This is a genomic window from Methanolacinia petrolearia DSM 11571, assembly GCF_000147875.1.
Taxonomy (GTDB): domain Archaea; phylum Halobacteriota; class Methanomicrobia; order Methanomicrobiales; family Methanomicrobiaceae; genus Methanolacinia; species Methanolacinia petrolearia.
This window is the reverse complement of record NC_014507.1, coordinates 801874-818935: the sequence shown is the minus strand read 5'-3', so window position 1 is coordinate 818935 and position 17062 is coordinate 801874. Positions and strand designations below refer to the sequence as shown.

At 51.1% G+C, this 17062-nt stretch carries 14 protein-coding genes; 5 read left to right on the top strand and 9 right to left on the bottom strand.

The genetic code is table 11. The features are described 5' to 3' along the window. Positions 1-35 precede the first annotated feature (35 nt). Positions 36-608, bottom strand: a complete 573-nt coding sequence (locus MPET_RS04070) for a TetR/AcrR family transcriptional regulator (protein WP_048130599.1) — start codon at positions 606-608, stop codon at positions 36-38. 105 nt (positions 609-713) lie between these two features. On the opposite strand from MPET_RS04070, the gene MPET_RS15280 reads away from it, so the two are divergent. Both MPET_RS15280 and MPET_RS04060 read left to right on the top strand, forming a co-directional pair. Continuing rightward, entirely contained in the window at positions 714-959 is a 246-nt protein-coding gene (locus MPET_RS15280) for a hypothetical protein (protein WP_013328750.1), read from the top strand. Beyond that, positions 956-3223: an efflux RND transporter permease subunit gene (locus MPET_RS04060; RefSeq protein ID WP_013328749.1), complete on the top strand. Its 2268-nt coding sequence runs from the start codon at positions 956-958 to the stop codon at positions 3221-3223. Before MPET_RS15280 ends, MPET_RS04060 begins: the two co-directional genes overlap by 4 nt. A 352-nt stretch (positions 3224-3575) precedes the next feature. Here MPET_RS04060 and MPET_RS04055 read toward each other — a convergent pair whose 3' ends face one another. The 3 genes from MPET_RS04055 to MPET_RS04045 form a co-directional block, all read right to left on the bottom strand. Beyond that, positions 3576-4247 carry a metal-dependent hydrolase gene (locus MPET_RS04055; RefSeq protein ID WP_013328748.1) on the bottom strand — a complete coding sequence of 224 codons (672 nt, stop codon included), beginning with the start codon at positions 4245-4247 and terminating at the stop codon, positions 3576-3578. A 30-nt stretch (positions 4248-4277) separates the two neighbouring features. Further along, on the bottom strand, positions 4278-5219 hold the full coding sequence (locus MPET_RS04050) for a metallophosphoesterase (RefSeq protein WP_013328747.1): 942 nt from the start codon (positions 5217-5219) through the stop codon (positions 4278-4280). A 140-nt stretch (positions 5220-5359) separates the two neighbouring features. Then, positions 5360-5995 carry a helix-turn-helix domain-containing protein gene (locus tag MPET_RS04045; RefSeq protein ID WP_013328746.1) on the bottom strand — a complete coding sequence of 212 codons (636 nt, stop codon included), beginning with the start codon at positions 5993-5995 and terminating at the stop codon, positions 5360-5362. A gap of 225 nt (positions 5996-6220) precedes the next feature. Between MPET_RS04045 and glyS the strand changes: the two genes are divergently transcribed. Both glyS and MPET_RS04035 read left to right on the top strand, forming a co-directional pair. Further along, a complete protein-coding gene (gene glyS, locus MPET_RS04040; protein ID WP_013328745.1) occupies positions 6221-7939 on the top strand; it encodes a glycine--tRNA ligase in 1719 nt (572 codons plus the stop codon). A 2-nt stretch (positions 7940-7941) separates the two neighbouring features. Continuing rightward, positions 7942-10242: a DEAD/DEAH box helicase gene (locus tag MPET_RS04035; RefSeq protein ID WP_013328744.1), complete on the top strand. Its 2301-nt coding sequence runs from the start codon at positions 7942-7944 to the stop codon at positions 10240-10242. 406 nt (positions 10243-10648) lie between these two features. Here MPET_RS04035 and MPET_RS04030 read toward each other — a convergent pair whose 3' ends face one another. Continuing rightward, positions 10649-11050: an Sjogren's syndrome/scleroderma autoantigen 1 family protein gene (locus MPET_RS04030; RefSeq protein WP_013328743.1), complete on the bottom strand. Its 402-nt coding sequence runs from the start codon at positions 11048-11050 to the stop codon at positions 10649-10651. A gap of 67 nt (positions 11051-11117) precedes the next feature. Here MPET_RS04030 and MPET_RS04025 point away from each other — a divergent pair, with 67 nt between their 5' ends. Beyond that, positions 11118-11381, top strand: coding sequence for a UPF0147 family protein (locus MPET_RS04025; RefSeq protein ID WP_013328742.1), 264 nt, complete (start codon positions 11118-11120; stop codon positions 11379-11381). A gap of 54 nt (positions 11382-11435) precedes the next feature. Here MPET_RS04025 and MPET_RS04020 read toward each other — a convergent pair whose 3' ends face one another. Genes MPET_RS04020 through gyrB form a run of 4 tightly spaced genes read right to left on the bottom strand, consistent with a single transcriptional unit; the run spans position 11436 to position 16946 of the window. Beyond that, on the bottom strand, positions 11436-11852 hold the full coding sequence (locus tag MPET_RS04020) for a secondary thiamine-phosphate synthase enzyme YjbQ (RefSeq protein ID WP_013328741.1): 417 nt from the start codon (positions 11850-11852) through the stop codon (positions 11436-11438). 9 nt (positions 11853-11861) lie between these two features. Next, positions 11862-12500, bottom strand: a complete 639-nt coding sequence (locus MPET_RS04015; RefSeq protein WP_013328740.1) for a hypothetical protein — start codon at positions 12498-12500, stop codon at positions 11862-11864. A gap of 56 nt (positions 12501-12556) precedes the next feature. After that, the gene (gene gyrA, locus MPET_RS04010) at positions 12557-15034 is read right to left on the bottom strand and encodes a DNA gyrase subunit A (RefSeq protein ID WP_013328739.1); all 2478 of its coding nucleotides are present in this window, start codon (positions 15032-15034) and stop codon (positions 12557-12559) included. Then, complete coding sequence (gene gyrB / locus MPET_RS04005; protein WP_013328738.1) at positions 15024-16946, bottom strand: DNA topoisomerase (ATP-hydrolyzing) subunit B; 1923 nt, start codon at positions 16944-16946, stop codon at positions 15024-15026. The genes gyrA and gyrB overlap by 11 nt, the downstream gene beginning before the upstream one ends. Positions 16947-17062 lie beyond the last annotated feature (116 nt).

Below are 17062 nucleotides of genomic sequence, written 5' to 3'. Positions count from 1 at the left end.
TAATATTAACAAAGATTTTTTTTAAATTCATGGCATCAATAGGAAAGCACTCTTTCAATTGATGCCTGCCAGATCTTCCTTGCCTCTTCACTCTCAAGGCCAACAATCGAGCCCATTTTTATTCCAAGAGCAACAGCCTGAATTATTTTTGCAGCAAGATCAGGATCAACTTCTTTAGGAATCGTTCCTTTTTTTTCCTGTTCGCTGATAAATTCCGAGATAATACTCCTCATGCTGTAATAAGTATCATAGAGAATATCCCTTATCTGTTCGTCCTTTACGGACGCGGCAAACATTTCAACGGCGATATTATTACCTGAACTACCTCCGGGGAAAAGGAAATTGTCAAACATCGCCAAAAAAACGTCATTGCAGCATTCTTTCTCAAACGCCTCAGAAAACATTTTGGATACATCTTCACAGAATGCCTTGTTGCCCTCCGCGATCAGTTCCTCGCGATTCCTGAAATAAAGATAGAGCGTCGCCCTCGAGATCCCGACTCTCACGGCGACATCCTCCATCCTTATATCCGAAAGGCCTTTCTCTCCCCCTATCTCAAGAGCGGCGCGAACTATCTTCTTTCTGACTTCCTCTTTATATTCAGGCATCACTTTGGGCATGATTACTCGAATCTAACTTTGTCTGGAAATTATAAAAAACCGACACACGCGTCAGTATAATTTATTTACAATCATGACATACACGTCATTATAATGACACACGTGTTATCTTCCGGGGATTCTGGCTTTGCAGGTAATTTAAATATTCAAAATTCGTCATTAGACCGTATAGTGGAAGACTACTGCGGCATCACGATAAGCGAACTGGCCGGGAAGGACGATTCGGAGTATGAAACAGGGCTGTTATGGACCGAGATGAAGGCAGCCAAACCGACGGCGCTTGAGAAAATACTGGTTGAGATGCTCCATCTGGCCTACACTAATGGAGGGGAACTTTGAATTCTCCCTTCGGAGTTCTGGCAGATGCCATCAACCGCCATCCCGGAATAGTCGCAGGAATTCTCGTGGCAGTAATCCTGATATCGCTCACCGGCCTCCAGAATTTAAACTTCAAAAGTACGGGATACGACACATTCGTGTGGGAGGATTCGCAGGACGGACGCCATATGGAAAACTACAACGAACTATTCGGTTCGGAAACGATTGTCCTGATCGTACAGGGAGACGATTTACTCTCCATTGAAAACCTCGAATATCTTGACACGCTCACCTTTGATCTCAAAAACGAAAAATCCGTAAAATCGGTCAGCGGAATCACAGAAATTTTAAAAGCATACAACAGCGGCCGTCTCCCTTCTTCAAAAGCTGAAACCGATTTAATTTTAGAGAAAATTCCCGAGGAGCAAAAGGCATACTTCTCACAGTCACAGCTGATCACGCTTATCGCAGTCACATTTGACGGGGAACTAAGCGACAGCGAAGAAGCCAACGCACTGAAAAATGTAGGGACTGTTATTGAAAACTCCAATCCTCCTCCCGGACTTTCAATAAAAGTTTCAGGCGAACCGGCTTACAACATAGATCTCCAGTCCGCGATGCAGGGCGAGATGAAAACCCTGATATCTGCAACACTTCTGCTGATGCTTGTCTCCATCGCGTTCCTCTTTTCATATGTCAGGTACAGGATGCTGCCCGTCGTGATAATTTCAACAGGGGTCATCGTGACATTCGGAATTACCGGTCTGCTGGATATATCCATCAGTATGCCGGTAATAGGCTCCTTTCCTGTGATTATCGGACTAGGTATCGATTACGGCATCCAGTTTCATGCAAGATTCAATGACGAAGTCCGGGATAAAAGCGTCGGGGAAGCAATATATTCCACGCTCATCAAAGCCGGACCTGTTGTTCTAATCGCGATGTGCACGACATGTCTCGGATTCCTGGCTTTGCTCTCATCACCGATTCCGATGATATCTCAATTTGGATCGGTATGTATAATCGGGGTCATAGCAAGTTTTTTTACGGCGCTGATAATCGTCCCCCTGACTTTCAGGATCACCGGCTACAGACCAAAAACATGCAAAAGGGCAGAATCGGGATTCATGAAAAAATACAGCACTTTTCTTGGAAAATTTGCAGGGGCTGTCGCAAAAAATCCTGTTCCGCTAATTCTAATATTAGCGTCGGCCGCCGTTATCGGGATGCAACTGGACGACAAGGTGCAGACAAACGTTGATACAAATACATTCATACCGCAGGATCTGCCGGCAAAAATCGATCTTGACAACGTAAAGAGCATTGTCGGGGAAACAAGCACTTTTACCGTAATGGTCGAAGGAGACAGGCTCACCTCTCATGAAGTTTTAGGATGGATCGACGAGTTTGGCAAATATGCAGACAATACGCACGAGGAGATCACAGGAATAAAAAGCCTGGCCGAACTCGTAAAGAAATATAACAACGGCGAGATCCCAAAAACAGACTATGAAACTAAACTCATATTGCAAAAAATTCCTGAAGACGAAAAATCGGTATTCCTTGAAGGGGATATGACCACGGTCATTGAATTTGAAACCGAAGAGCTCAGCAACATGGAGAAGAATGAACTTGTCAAATCTATCAGAAAGGACATAACATGGATAGACCCGCCTGCGGGAATTTCTGCCATGCCCACGGGAATGTCCCAGATAACAGGAGATCTTGTTGAAAATCTCGGTGTAACAAAAAATCATATGACGGCACTCGGTTTCGGAATGATCCTTGTATTCCTGATACTTGTATACAGGAGGTTTTCCTCGCTGCTCCCTGTGATTCCCATTGCAATGATCCTAGGGTGGAATACCCTGATCATGTACATCCTGAATATTGAGTATACTCCGTTAACTGCATGCCTGGGATCGATGACCATCGGGATCGCAATGGAATATACCATCCTCGTAACGGAGCGATTTGAAGAGGAGCTGAATGCAGGCGAAGAATTCTTCACAGCCATCCGGAGGGGGGTCGAAAAGATAGGATCGGCGATCACAATCTCCGGTGCGACGACTCTCCTCGGCTTTTCCTCGCTGATCCTGTCCGACTTCAATGTCATAAAGATGTTCGGGGAGACTACGGTAATAACAATCTTCTTCTCGCTCGTCGGCGGAATAATTGTAATGCCCGCGATAATTTCACTGCTTTATATGAGATGCAGAGATGCGGACAAATGGGTGTACGGTTTATTAGGAAAAAAGAAGGGGGATGAATCCGCCTTACTATAAAATCAGATGGTTCTTCGCTGTCTCATGCGGGTAAATAATTTAGGGGTAGCATACGTTCAGATCTTATTAGGGCAACCCCGGCACCGGCGGCCAGGCCGCCGGACGGCCCCTGCCCAGGGGACCGGCAAGGGTCCCGAGCTGTTGAATTTAGTTTTTTAGGCAAATCACGTTGTGATTTACATAAAACAGTGCATGAAACCTTTGTTTCATTAACGTTTTTTTACAATATTCCATTCCGTACACGCCATGAATTTACCGCGTCTCTCCACTCAGGAGATACTCGTCTATCCCCTGAGGTGTTGTCAAAATAAGTGAAAACTGCTTTTGATATCCACTTAGATCAGGCGGAGAATCACAACGCCTTATAATAGTCCGTATCGATCTCTTCGCCCGGCTCCATCACAACGACCTTCATCGGGGTCACTTCCTCGATCGACCGCTTGAACTCACCCGCGTCCTGCTCGATTAGCGGCGACGTATTGTAATGCATCGGAATTACCAGAGGAGCGCCGATGAAACCCGCGGCCATCATCGCCTCGGAAGGCCCCATCGTAAACCTCCCCCCAATAGGGAGCATGGCAACATCAGGATGATACAAATCCCGGATAAGCTTCATATCCGAAAAAAGCCCGGTATCTCCCGCGTGATAGACCGTCACACCGTCCATCTTGATTACGAATCCCGATGCAGGCCCCCCGTATAACTCCTCGCCTTCAACCTGGAGCAGAGAGGAATGAAGAGCAGGGACCATTGTAAAAGACACACCGTCCCTCACGATTGTTCCCCCGATATTCAGCGGTTCCGCATCGAAACCTTTGGAGGACAGGTACCTCGCGATCTCGTTCGGGCATACAACGGGCTTTTTGAACTTCATCGTATCCCCGAAATGATCTCCGTGTCCGTGCGTCACCGCGACGATATCGGGAGTGCAACCGAAATCCCCGTGGGGCATATAGGGGTCGATAATAATCTTCTTCGAGCCTTCAATACAAAAACATGAATGGCCGAGCCATTTGATCCTCATGGATCACAATTCTATCTGAAAAATAATAATTCAAATGGTTTCGGTGAAGCTGCCCAGCATTTCTGCGGTCTCTTCCGAAGGATTGATTATAACGATCTCCGGAGTACACTGGAACCTTAGTTCAATTCCATAGAAGGGCGACGAACCGAGACCTCTCGTGATGTAAGTCGGGACGCCGTCGCCCACGTAACCGCTGAGTTCGACGATCCCGTTCTCATTCAGCGCCTGAATAAACGCCGGAGTGAATTGGCCGCCGTGCGTGTGGCCGGAAAGGATGAGATCAGCATCAGGCCAGTCCGCCCTGCACTCTGGTTCGTGGATCATGTATATCGTAAAGGCGTCAGTATCCGGGATGTCCGGCGGGTCCGCCAGCCCGGCCCATCCATCGTCGAGCCCGACCAGCAGGAGCTCCGTTCCGTTGATATCGAGGGTCACGTACTCGTTCCTCAATACGTTGACACCCACATCTTCCAGCTTCTGCTCCAGTGCATCGCCGAATTCTATATTTGTATTCTCGTCGGTCAGCATGCTCATATCATAGCCTTCGACCGAAGTATTGGCCTCCTGCGCCACTTCGAGCATCTTAATCTGGCCGTTGACACCATGTATCCCGGACTCGTAATCGTGGTTGCCCATGACAGCATATACAGGCGCATCGATCCCACCCCAGACATCCTGCAGCGAGAAGTCCGTCTCCTCGCCGTTCACGAAATCGCCGCCGATCAGGACCACCGACGGATTCAGGCTGTTGATCGTATCGATCGATTCACGGATGAAATCGATATTCCCGTCCTGGAGATGGGGATCGGAGATGTAGACTATTCCTTCCGGTGCGCCGTCGATATAGAGAGCGGTTATACTGACATTCTCCGCCTCCCATGACATGTACCCGAAAGATCCCGGGACTAATGCTAGCAGAATGACGAATACGAAATACCGTTCATAATCAATTTTCTTCAGGCGGCGGATCATAAATTACTCTAAAAATTTATCTTCGGAATATAAATGATACAGTTTTGCGGCAGAATATTTTTATACTTTAAGACAATAAGCACAGCAGAAATTTGGCTTGTAGAAAAAACAGAACTTAGCAACTGAAAGCCGTTAAAAAATTATGAAAGGTCGGCCAGTTCGGCCTCAGTTGCATCCAGAGCCTCGGAAAGTCCGTCGTTCGCAAGGCCGCCGGTCATCGATTCGGTCAGGTCGCGATCCTCCATAACGTCCTTGATGCGCTCAAGGAACGGATCGAGCGTCGTATCTCTCTCCTGCTCTATTACATGACGGTATTCGCGGAGTGTCGACGGGCTTATTCCAAGCTCCTCGCTGATCTCCTTCATCGTCTTCTCCGATTCGAGCAGGTTCTCCATCACGTCCCTTTCGAAGGGCATCCTGAAGTCGAGCTCCCTGAACAGCTTGAGTCTCACGCGGGCTCTTGCGACGGTCTTCGAGAGCTTCTCGTCCCCGAGTTCGCGGGCGATCTCGGTATCGTTCCTACCCTCGTAGTATCCACAGACAAGACATGCAAGTTCGCGGGGCTTCAGCTTCGTTTTGAAGTAGCCCTGGTCGAGGATCTCCCTCATAATTAAGGCGATCTCCCTCTCTATTGCATCCTTGTCACGCAGGGTACCGTGAATTTTTTTCATCGGCTCAACAATCTCGGTCTTCCCGGAAATATCCGTGAAAAGGTTTAAAAGCGCCTTCTTCCGGTCGGTTGAGTTTATTTTCTTTTTCTTCTTTGCAACTGCCATTAAGATCACACAAGGTTTCGAATATAAAGGTCTGTATAAGATAAAAGTTTTCTGTTACTTACACTCCCAGGTAATACATTTATTCAAAAAGATACATCCTGCTGACAAGGTATAAACCTTTTGCATTCATCCCCGCCCGGGATGTCAATTTTTTCCAAATGACCCGCGAGAATTACCTTTTATAGCCTTTGGGTCGAATCATATGATATTTATTGTGTGATAATAATGCCCGATATATATGACAAGATAATTGAACTCGCCAGAAGAAGGGGTTTCGTCTGGCCTACATCGGAATGTTACGGATCTGTTGCCGGTTTTATCGACTACGGTCCTCTCGGCGCCATGATGAAGAGGAAGATCGAGAACATCTGGAGATATTTTTACGTCATCCAGGACGGCTACTACGAGATCGAATGCCCGACGATCGGAGAAGAGTCGATTTATCTTGCATCAGGCCATGTCAAGGGTTTTGCCGACAAGATGATCCAGTGCCCGCATTGCGGAGAATATCACAGGGCGGATCATGTAGCGGAAGACAACGGAATAGAGAATGCAGAGATCATGTCCCTCGAAGATCTCACGGCGGCACTTAAAGACCTGACATGCCCTGCGTGCTCGGAAACTTTCGACGGTGCCGAGGTATATTATTTCAACCTCATGTTCCAGACGACCATCGGGCCGGGCTCGCAGAGAAAGGGCTACCTGAGACCCGAGACCGCACAGGGAATCTTCACCGACTTCAACAGGCTTCTCAGGTTCTACCGCGACAAACTCCCGTTCGGAACCGTCCAGATAGGAAAATCTTACAGGAACGAGATCTCGCCGAGACAGGGGATGATACGCCTCAGGGAGTTCACGCAGGCGGAGGCGGAGATCTTCATCCACCCCGACCACAAGGATCACCCGGCATTTTCAAGATATGCAGACCGGGAGGTCCCACTCCTCTCCATCGCCGACCAGGAGAACAAAGAATGCCGGAAGGAGATGTCGATGAAGGACGGGGTCGCCTCCGGCATCATCGCAAACGAATATGTTGCATACTATATCGCCCAGACGCACGACTTCATGCTGACGTGCGGTATCTCGCCGGACAAGGTCCGCTTCAGGCAGCATCTCCCTGACGAGCGGGCCCACTATGCAACGGACTGCTGGGATGCCGAGATCTTTTCGGAAAGATTCGGCTGGGTCGAGATGGTCGGGATCGCGGACAGGACGAACTACGATCTCAACGCCCATGCAAAGCAGAGCGGAGATCCGTTCACCGTATTCATCCAGTACGACGAAACGAAGAGGATCAGGGAGACGAAGGTCGTCGCCAACATGGGTGCGCTCGGTCCGAAATACAGGAATCGTGCGAAGGCCGTCGCCGATGCACTCGCTGTATCCTCCCCGTCTGAAAACGGAGCGGAGATAGAGCTCGACGGCGAGAAGATCGTTGTCCCGCCCGAGTTCTACGAGGTCAAAGAGGTCGAGACGGAGATCAACGGCGAGTATGTAATGCCGCATGTAATTGAGCCGAGCTACGGTATCGACAGGATACTTTACGCGGTTCTCGAGCACTCATTCGACGAGGAGATGGTCGACGGGGAGACGAGGAATGTCCTCCGGTTCCCGCCGAAGGTCGCACCGGTGCAGGTCGCGGTTCTTCCGCTGATGGCACGCGACGGACTCGACGATATTGCGAGAAGCATAAAGACAAAACTCCAGGAAGAGGAGATCCTCACCGAATACGACGACTCCGGCGCCATCGGAAGGAGATACAGGAGACAGGACGAGATAGGAACCCCGTTCGCAGTGACTGTCGACTACGATACGAAGGAAGACAATACTGTAACGGTCCGCGAACGCGACTCCATGATGCAGATCAGGTACGATATCGAAAAGCTTCCCGCCCTGCTCTCCGACCTGATCAAGGGAAGAAAATCATTTGAAGAATATCTCTGAACATGAATTATATCAGCCACCCGTTGATAAGACCTGAATCGATTGAAGAGAGGCAGTACCAGTTCTCGATAGCGCTGAGGGCACAGGATGGCAATACGATGGTCGTCCTCCCGACGGGTCTCGGCAAGACGGCCGTCGCGACGATTGCGGCCGCCGCGAGGATGAAGAGCACGGGCGGGCGCTTCCTGATGATGGCGCCCACGAAGCCGCTTGTCGACCAGCACCTAAAAACATTCGAGAGAGATTTCATCGATCCCGAAGACGAGGCGTTCTCGGGATTCGCTCTTTTTACAGGCGAGACAAAGACCTCCGAGAGGCAGCGGCTCTGGCGGGAGAAGAGGTTCATCTTCGCCACCCCGCAGATTATCAAGAACGACATCATCGCCGGGAGATACAGCCTGAAGGACGTCTCACTCCTGGTTGTCGACGAGTGCCACAGGGCAGTCGGAAATTACGCGTATGTGTTCATCGCACAGGAGTACATGAAGACCTCACGCCACCCGCTCATCCTCGCGATGACGGCATCGCCGGGAAGCCAGGAGGATAAGGTCGCCGAGGTCTGCTCGAACCTGGATATACAGATCATCGAGACGAGGACGGAGGAGGACCCGGATGTGAGACCCTATATCCACCAGCGGGATCTCAAATACGTTGACGTCCCTCTTCCTCCCGGGATCAAGGTTGTCACGGACGGCCTGAAGGAGATCCTCCAGAACCGGCTGGACACCCTGACGAAGATGAGCTTCGTCGTCCCGAAGGCGGAAAGGCTGACGATGAAAGCATTGAACGGACTGAAGGGGCAGATAAACGCGACGATGAGGACCAATACTCGCGATGCCTACCAGGCGATGTCGATACACGCGGAGCTGATGAAGATCAAACACGCGATAACTCTCGGCGAATCGCAGGGGAGCATGGTCCTGAAAAATTACCTCTTCAAGCTCCTTTCGGAAGGGACGTCGCCCTCGGGGACGAAGGCGGGAAAGAGACTCGCGGCGGATCCTCTCTTCGGCGAGATCATCGACGAGGCGTCTTCGTGGGAGAAAGAGATTCACCCGAAGCCGGAGATCGCGGCTGAGATCGTTGAAAAGCAGCTCGAAGAATTCCCGGACAGCAGGATAATCATATTTGCGAATTACAGGGACAGCGTCAACCTGCTCGACGAATATCTTAAAGGAAGAGGCATCGACTGCAAAAAATTTATAGGGCAGGCATCGAGGGATTCGGAGAAAGGGCTCTCGCAGAAGAAGCAGATCGAGACACTGACCGGATTCAGGAACGGAGAGTTCAGGGTGCTCATCGCCACATCGGTCGGCGAGGAAGGGCTGGACGTTCCCTCGACTGATCTCGTAATATTCTACGAGGCCGTTCCCTCGGAGATCAGAAGCATCCAGAGAAAAGGCAGGACCGGACGACACGGGAGCGGGAGCATCATCGTTCTGGTGACGAAGGGGACATCGGACGAAACTTTCAGGTATGTCAGCCAGAACCGTGAAAAGACGATGAAGAAGGGCATCGCCGGGCTTGCATCCGCTACCGCGACCCAGGAACATTCACATTTGGGAGCGGCGGAGACAGGATTCGGTTCGACGGCGGATACCGGATCACAGGAATCGGAACCTTCACGAAAGGGGCAGATCTCGATCGACTCTTTTATCCAGGCGGGCCCCTCGATAATTGCAGACGACAGGGAGACATCGTCGAAGGTGCTCGAACTCCTTCATACCAAAGGCGCTTCGATCAGCCTGGAGCGGCTCGAATACGGCGATTATGCGATCGGCGACCGGATCATCGTCGAGAGAAAGACCACGAGGGACTTTGCAGATTCGCTGATTGAAAGGGACCTTCTCGGGCAGGTCAAAAGAATGGCCGAGATGTGCATGAAGCCGGTCGTGATCATAGAAGGCGAGGAACTCTATTCGCAGCGGAACATCAATCCCAATGCAATCCGGGGTGCTCTCGCTGCGATGTCGATCGGGATGGGGATTACGATAATCCAGACGAAGGATGCGGAAGACACCGCCGAGATGCTCTATGTCCTCGCCGGAAGGGAGGAGAGCGAATACGGCCCAAGCAAGAGCCCGCACTTCCATAAGACATACAGATCAGAGAGAGAATCGCTCGAATACGTGATCTCCTCTTTCCCCTCGATCGGCCCGAAGAATGCCAGGGACCTCCTCGATCACTTCGGCAGCATCCAGGACATCATGAACGCGAATATCGAGGAGCTGAAGGTGGTGCCCGGGATCGGGGACAAGATCGCGAAATCCGTCTTCGAGCTTTCGAGGAAGAAATATCGTTAAGTTTTTTTAAACGTAGATTACGTTAAATATTTTTTTGGGAATTGATTTGGGTGTAAGCCCCTAACGGGGCAACCCTATGCTCGGTTCGCTCCGCAGGCTCCGCGAACTTTCACAATGATGATAACCGGCCTGGACGCTACCCATCCGGGTAGCCTCGGCCGGGGAGAGGAGAAATTAAGACCGAAGGCAAATCAGGAAAAAAGTCAACCAGAAATTCCAATCGGAGATTTTTCTTTCCCCGGAGCAAACGGGGACGCTTGCCCGTCCCCTTTGCGACCTATCGCAACTGCGCAAGTTTCTGAGTGTAAGCGAAGAAACTTAGCGCCCGGGCTGCCCCGAGGGGGCTTATGCCCAACAAATTTTACAGGGAGGACGGTCACCCCCGGGGCTTATGCCCCATCAAAGACTACCGACCTTTCAAAACGTCGTCCGCGATCCTGATGCACTCCATTATCATAAGGCAGTCCTTCGGCTTCGACTCCTTCCTCGCCTTTTTGCAAAAATGAATCATCGTCTTTTCAATCTCGCCCCTGAGATCATCGGACACCTCCGGCTCGTCATCCGCATAGACCACTTCCGCATAGTCTTCCGGGGCGGATTCGGAGAAATCAGGCAGTTTCTGTCCCGACTCGGGTGCAACTTTTTTCGTATCTGTCTGCGCTTCTTCCTGCGCCTTATTGCAGACTACGCACATAGTCTCCCCCTTTACCAAAAAGAGCGGCGAACCGCATGAGGGGCAGGTTTTATCCAGCATTTTCCCGCCTTTCAGCAGGTATTCGGCCATAATGTCCTCAGGATTCGATGGCATATTACTTATCTACTCCTTACCAATTATATATGCAGATACCCAATTAATAATAGGATGGTGATAAACGATGGCAGAACCGCAAAGCACAATAAACTACTGTATTCAGATGCTTCAGGCCATAATGGAAGATTCAACGATTCCAAGAAATATACGCAGAGTCGCAGATGATACAAGAAAGGTTCTCATAGACGAATCAAAAGGTCTCGGTCTTCGTGCAGCCACTGCAATCTCGATGATAGACGAGATCTCGAATGATCCGAACATGCCTGTACATGCAAGAACCCGTATTTGGGAGCTTGTTTCACAACTTGAAACAGTACCGCTTGACTAAAAACTTAAAAAACCAAAAGTAAATAATTCGAGTTTTGTCCGGAAAGCTCCGGAGCTATTCTCCTATTACAGTACAATGAACAGTCCTTGATCTGGACGCTCTTATATCCAGTTCGAGAAGAACAACCTGCTGCCAGGTCCCGAGCTTCATCGCGCCTTTTCTCACCGGCACGGTCAGCGAAGGACCGACAAGCGCAGCCTTTACATGCGAACGACCGTTACCGTCGCCCCAGGCCATGTTATGCTCGTAGGGGATATCGTCGGGCGAGACCGCAGACAAAGAACGTTTGAGATCCGAGAGAACACCCGGCTCGTATTCGATAGTCGTAAGCGCCGCAGTGGAACCTTCGATAAAAAGGTTGATTATTCCTGATAAAACACCGCTTTCAGCGACGATCCTGTTCCCCTGCGGAGTAATATCGATTATATCCCCTTCGCCCGATGTCTTCAGGGATATTTCAGCCGTATACATCAATCCTTCTCACGCCTTCGGCCAAAGGAAGGTCTCATATGCCTCTATAGTCCCACCGGTCGGAAGCGACGTACTCATCTTAATCTGGCCGATACCGAGATCGGAAGACGTCATAGAGATATCCGAATAAGGAATTCTTATTCCGCCATAAGGAGTATCCTCTCCTTCATCCGACGACGAAATCGTGGTATATCTTTTGTAGAAAATTCTTCTCGGACTTATAGTCTGGCCGTTCTTATCGATTGTCGGACTGTATATAGTAATCTGGGTGCTAATCGACGTATCGCTGAATATCACCTTTCGCCCGTACGCGTCATAGAACGTGAAATGAAGAACGATCCCATCATTCCCGAGATTTGCATCCCAGTCCAGCGGCTGGGCATAGATATCGAGGGACTTCATATTCGAACTTGTACCCAGCACCTCCCCGTAATAGACAAAATCCTCTGATGCATCGGTGACATACACCGCCTCTCCCGATCCACCGGATTCCGTGGATGCAGTTCCGTCACCCGATGAAACATAATATTGCGTAGTGCTTGTGCTGCTGCCTTCTAAAAGAGGCGGGTATTTAACAAGAAGAATATAACCCCCGCCTGCGATTATCACGAGAAGAAGGATAACTATTATCGCATTGCCTTTTTCCATGATCTCAATTCGGCAATAAACAATATAATTCTGTTCGTAAAAAGGGAGGAGGAAATTTATTCTGTTATTTCGTCCGGTCCGGCTTCATCGCCTTCGTCGGAATCGAGGATCGTGAAACCCACGACACTGTCGCCCTCATCGAGCTTCATTATCCTCACTCCGCGGGTTCCGCGTTTCTGGATCGAGATCTCAGAGACCTTCGTTCTGATCACGATGCCCGACCTGCTCATGAGGATTATATCCTCATCATCGGAGACAGCCTTAGACGAGACGATTCCGCCGCTGACATCCGTCTGGATGTTCCTTACGCCCATCGTCGCCCTTCCGTGGCCCCTGAATTCATCGAACTCCGTCCGCTTGCCGTAACCTTTCTCGGTGATGGTCAGGAGGTGATCCTTCTCCACAGGAGTTACATCCTGGAGCTCATCCATGTATCTCAGCTTGATTCCCTTGACACCAAGGGCGTTCCTGTGCCTGAGCGAGATCGATTCGATTCCGAAACGCAGACTCTGGCCCATGCGGGTCGTCAGGATTATCTCGCCGCTGTCGACCGCCTTCATGACATGGACAAGTTCGTCCCCGTCCTTCAGCGTGATTGCATATATTCCCGACTGCCTCGGGCGGGAGAACTCCACCTGCGGGATTTTCACGACCATACCGTTCAGGGTTGCGAAGAGGAAGAACTCGTCTTCCTTAAACTCTGATACAGGTATAACCGCCGTCACCTTCTCCTCGTCACCGAGCTCCAGCAGGTTTACAATCGCCTTTCCGCGGCTCTGCCTCGTAGCCTCCGGGATGTCGTAGACCTTCAGCCAGTATACCCTTCCCGAGCTCGTGAAGCACAACAGGTAGTCATGTGTGGATGCGACGAAGACCGACTTGACGAAATCCTCGTCCTTCGTGGACATTCCTATGATGCCCCTTCCGCCCCTGTGCTGGCCCTTGTACGTATCGAGGGGCATCGACTTGATGTAGTTGTGCGATGTCAGGGAGACAAGAACCTGCTTGTTCTCGATAAGATCCTCCTTGTCGAGATCAGATACGTCGTGACTGATCTTCGTCCTCCTCTCGTCGGAGTACTTCTCGGAGATCTCTAAAGTCTCCTTTTTGATCTCGGCGAATATGTGCCCTTCGTCGGAGATGATGAGCTTCAGTCTCTCGACCTCCTTCAGGAGACCGTCACGCTCGTCGATGATCTTCTGCTGTTCGAGAGCCGCGAGACGGCGGAGCTGCATCTTGAGAATCGCATCGGCCTGGATCTCGTCCAGCCCGAAGTTCTCGATCAATTTCTGCGAAGCCTCTTCGGTCGTAGAAGATCCGCGGATCGTCGCGATGACCGCATCGATATTGTCAAGGGCGAGAAGAAGACCTCTCAGGATATGGAGCCTGTCCTCGGCCTTCTTAAGCTCGAAGATCGTCCTCCTGTATATGACACTCTTCCTGTGTTTGAGGAACTCCTGGATAATCTCTTTTAACGTGAGGACCTTCGGCTGGTTGTCGACGATTGCAAGATTGATCACGCCGAAAGTCGATTCGAGAGGCGTATGTTTGTAGAGCTGGTTTAAGACGACCATCGGAACGATAGATTTCTTCAGCTCGATCACGACCCTTATTCCGTCCTTGTCGGACTCGTCCCTGATATCCGATATCCCGTCGATCTTCTTGTCGCGGACCAGGTCGGCGATCTGCTCGATAAGTCTCGCCTTGTTGACCTGGTAGGGGATCTCCGAGATGATGATCCTGCTCTTCTTCGAGCCCTCGTGATCCTCGATCTCCGCAACTCCCCTCATACGGATACGGCCTCTTCCGGTCGTATATGCGCTAGCGATGCCGCTTCTTCCCAGGATTACACCGCCTGTCGGGAAGTCGGGGCCCGGCATATACTCCATAAGACCGGCCGGCGAGATCTCGGGATCGTCGATCATCGCACAGACCGCACTGCATACCTCTCCGATATTGTGAGGCGGCATCTTCGTCGCCATACCCACAGCAATACCGTCGGAACCGTTGACCAGAAGGTTCGGGATCTTTGCAGGAAGTACGAGAGGCTCCTGCAGTGATTCGTCGAAGTTCGGGCCGAAGTCCACCGTCTCCTTGTCGATATCCTCGAGTAGCGATTCCGAGACAGGGTCGAGCCTCGCCTCGGTGTAACGCATCGCAGCCGCGGAGTCCCCGTCGATAGAACCGAAGTTACCCTGGCCTTCGACGAGCATATACCTGTACGAGAACGGCTGGGCCATCTTGACAAGCGTATCGTAGATAGACGAATCACCGTGCGGGTGGTATTTACCCATGACTTCTCCGACGATACGGGCACTCTTCTTGAAAGGCTTGTCGTGATAGTTGCCCATCTCGCCCATCGCATAGAGCGTGCGCCTGTGGACAGGCTTCAGGCCGTCCCTTACGTCGGGGATCGCCCTTCCGACGATGACCGACATCGCGTAGTCGAGATAGGACGACTTCATCTCCTCTTCGATCGAGACGGGGAGCACTCTCTTTACCTGTTCGGCGGACGAGTTCTCTTCAGATGTCAAGGTTCGTCACCTCCTTCGAATGACGGATAATAAACTCTTTTCTCGCTTCCACGTCGTCTCCCATAAGTTTGCTGAATATTTCGTCGGCATAGGAGGCTTCGATGACGCTGACCTGCTTTAAGACCCTCGACTCGGGGGCCATCGTGGTGTGCCACAGCTGGTCGGCGTTCATCTCACCGAGACCCTTGTAGCGCTGGACTGAAACGCCCTTATCGCCGAACTCCTTTACGTATCTCTTCATCTCTTCCTCGGAGAAGGCGTACTTCTCGTTCTTGCCTTTGGCGACCCTGAAGAGCGGGGGCTGGGCAATGTATATGTATCCTTTCTCGATGAGCTCCGGCATGTACCGGTAGAAGAATGTCAGGAGCAGCGTACAGATATGAGCACCGTCGACATCCGCATCGGTCATGAATATGATGTGATGGTAACGGGCCTTCTCCACGTCGAAGCTCTCGCCGAAACCGCAGCCGATCGCAGAGATAAGGGTCTGGATTTCAGCGTTCTTCAGTATCCTGTGAGGGTTCGCCTTCTCGACGTTGAGGATCTTTCCCCTGAGTGGGAGGATCGCCTGGAACTGTCTCGACCTCCCCTGCTTGGCCGAACCACCTGCGGAATCTCCCTCCACGATATATATCTCGCTCTTCGAGGGATCACGTTCGGAACAGTCGGCAAGCTTTCCTGGCAGGCCTCCGCTCTCCAGAGTACTCTTTCTCCTTGCAAGCTCCCTCGCTTTCCTCGCGGCCTCGCGTGCTCTTGCTGCGCCGACGGCCTTTGAGACAATCGCCTGAATTACCTTCGGGTTCTCCTCGAAATATTCAGTCAGCGACTGGTAGACGAGCGAGTCGACGATTCCCTTCACGTTGCTGTTGCCGAGCCTCATCTTGGTCTGGCCCTCGAACTGCGGGTTTGCGACCTTCAGGCTGATTACCGTCACAAGACCTTCGCGGACGTCCTCTCCTTTCAGGGACTCCGACATCCCTTTCATCAGGTTGTTGTCCTTTGCAGACTTGTTGATCGCACGTGTAAGCGCACTCCTGAAGCCCTCGAGATGCGTTCCGCCCTCTCTTGTATTTACGCTGTTGACGAAGGTCATCATCGTCTCCGAGTAGGCGGTGGAATACTGGAGCGCCACCTCGACCTCGGTCATGCTCGCGGCATCCTTCGTATCGAAATATATCACATCGGGATGGACGGTCTCCTTTCCGGTTATGAGATATGTTACGAACTCGCTTATTCCACCCTCGTAATTGAATATATCCGCGTACCCGCTTCTTTCGTCGGATATCTCTATTGTAATTCCGCGGTTCAGGAACGCGAGCTCACGCATCCTGTGGCTGAGGATGTCGTAATCGAAGGTCACCGTCTCAAAGATCAGTGCGTCGGGCTTGAAACTGATCTTCGTGCCGTGCTTCTCGAATGCGTCGGGGGCTGCATTCTTCCTCGACGTAAGGTCGCTCTTCAGCCCGCCCCTGGCAAAGCCCATGTCGTAGATGTAGCCGTCCCTGAAGACCTCGACTTGGAGGAACTCCGAAAGGGCGTTTACAACCGAGACACCGACTCCGTGAAGTCCGCCGGAGACCTGGTAGGTGTTCTTGTCGAACTTTCCGCCGGCGTGAAGGACGGTCATTACGACTTCAAGGGCGCTCTTTCCGTCCTGCTCTTCCATTATATCTACAGGAATACCACGCCCGTTGTCTTCGACGGTGCAGGTTCCGTCCCTGCCGAGCGTTACGATGATATGATCACATACGCCCGCGAGCGCCTCGTCGACTGCATTATCGACCACCTCGTATACGAGATGGTGCAGGCCGCGGACATCGGTGCTTCCGATATACATGGCCGGCCTCTCCCTCACGGGTTCGAGGCCTTCAAGAACAGTTATATTTGATGCATTGTAATTATTCTGAGCCAAAATTATCCCCCATTAGAAGGTGGAAACCGTAATTTCCAAGATATTTTTTCTGCAAACTGCGATGCCGCCTGAGGACAAAAAACAGCATCGGCGTTTTGATAAATTGCACATATATT

Excerpts from the sequence above, each read along its gene's own strand:
- MPET_RS04015 (WP_013328740.1), bottom strand. The coding sequence starts at position 12,500 with ATGGAAAAAGGCAATGCGATAATAGTTATCCTTCTTCTCGTGATAATC.
- MPET_RS04050 (WP_013328747.1), bottom strand. The coding sequence starts at position 5,219 with ATGATCCGCCGCCTGAAGAAAATTGATTATGAACGGTATTTCGTATTC.
- MPET_RS04025 (WP_013328742.1), top strand. The coding sequence starts at position 11,118 with ATGGCAGAACCGCAAAGCACAATAAACTACTGTATTCAGATGCTTCAG.
- MPET_RS04055 (WP_013328748.1), bottom strand. The coding sequence starts at position 4,247 with ATGAGGATCAAATGGCTCGGCCATTCATGTTTTTGTATTGAAGGCTCG.
- glyS (WP_013328745.1), top strand. The coding sequence starts at position 6,221 with ATGCCCGATATATATGACAAGATAATTGAACTCGCCAGAAGAAGGGGT.
- MPET_RS04035 (WP_013328744.1), top strand. The coding sequence starts at position 7,942 with ATGAATTATATCAGCCACCCGTTGATAAGACCTGAATCGATTGAAGAG.
- MPET_RS04030 (WP_013328743.1), bottom strand. The coding sequence starts at position 11,050 with ATGCCATCGAATCCTGAGGACATTATGGCCGAATACCTGCTGAAAGGC.
- MPET_RS15280 (WP_013328750.1), top strand. The coding sequence starts at position 714 with ATGACACACGTGTTATCTTCCGGGGATTCTGGCTTTGCAGGTAATTTA.
- MPET_RS04070 (WP_048130599.1), bottom strand. The coding sequence starts at position 608 with ATGCCTGAATATAAAGAGGAAGTCAGAAAGAAGATAGTTCGCGCCGCT.
- MPET_RS04045 (WP_013328746.1), bottom strand. The coding sequence starts at position 5,995 with ATGGCAGTTGCAAAGAAGAAAAAGAAAATAAACTCAACCGACCGGAAG.
- MPET_RS04020 (WP_013328741.1), bottom strand. The coding sequence starts at position 11,852 with ATGTATACGGCTGAAATATCCCTGAAGACATCGGGCGAAGGGGATATA.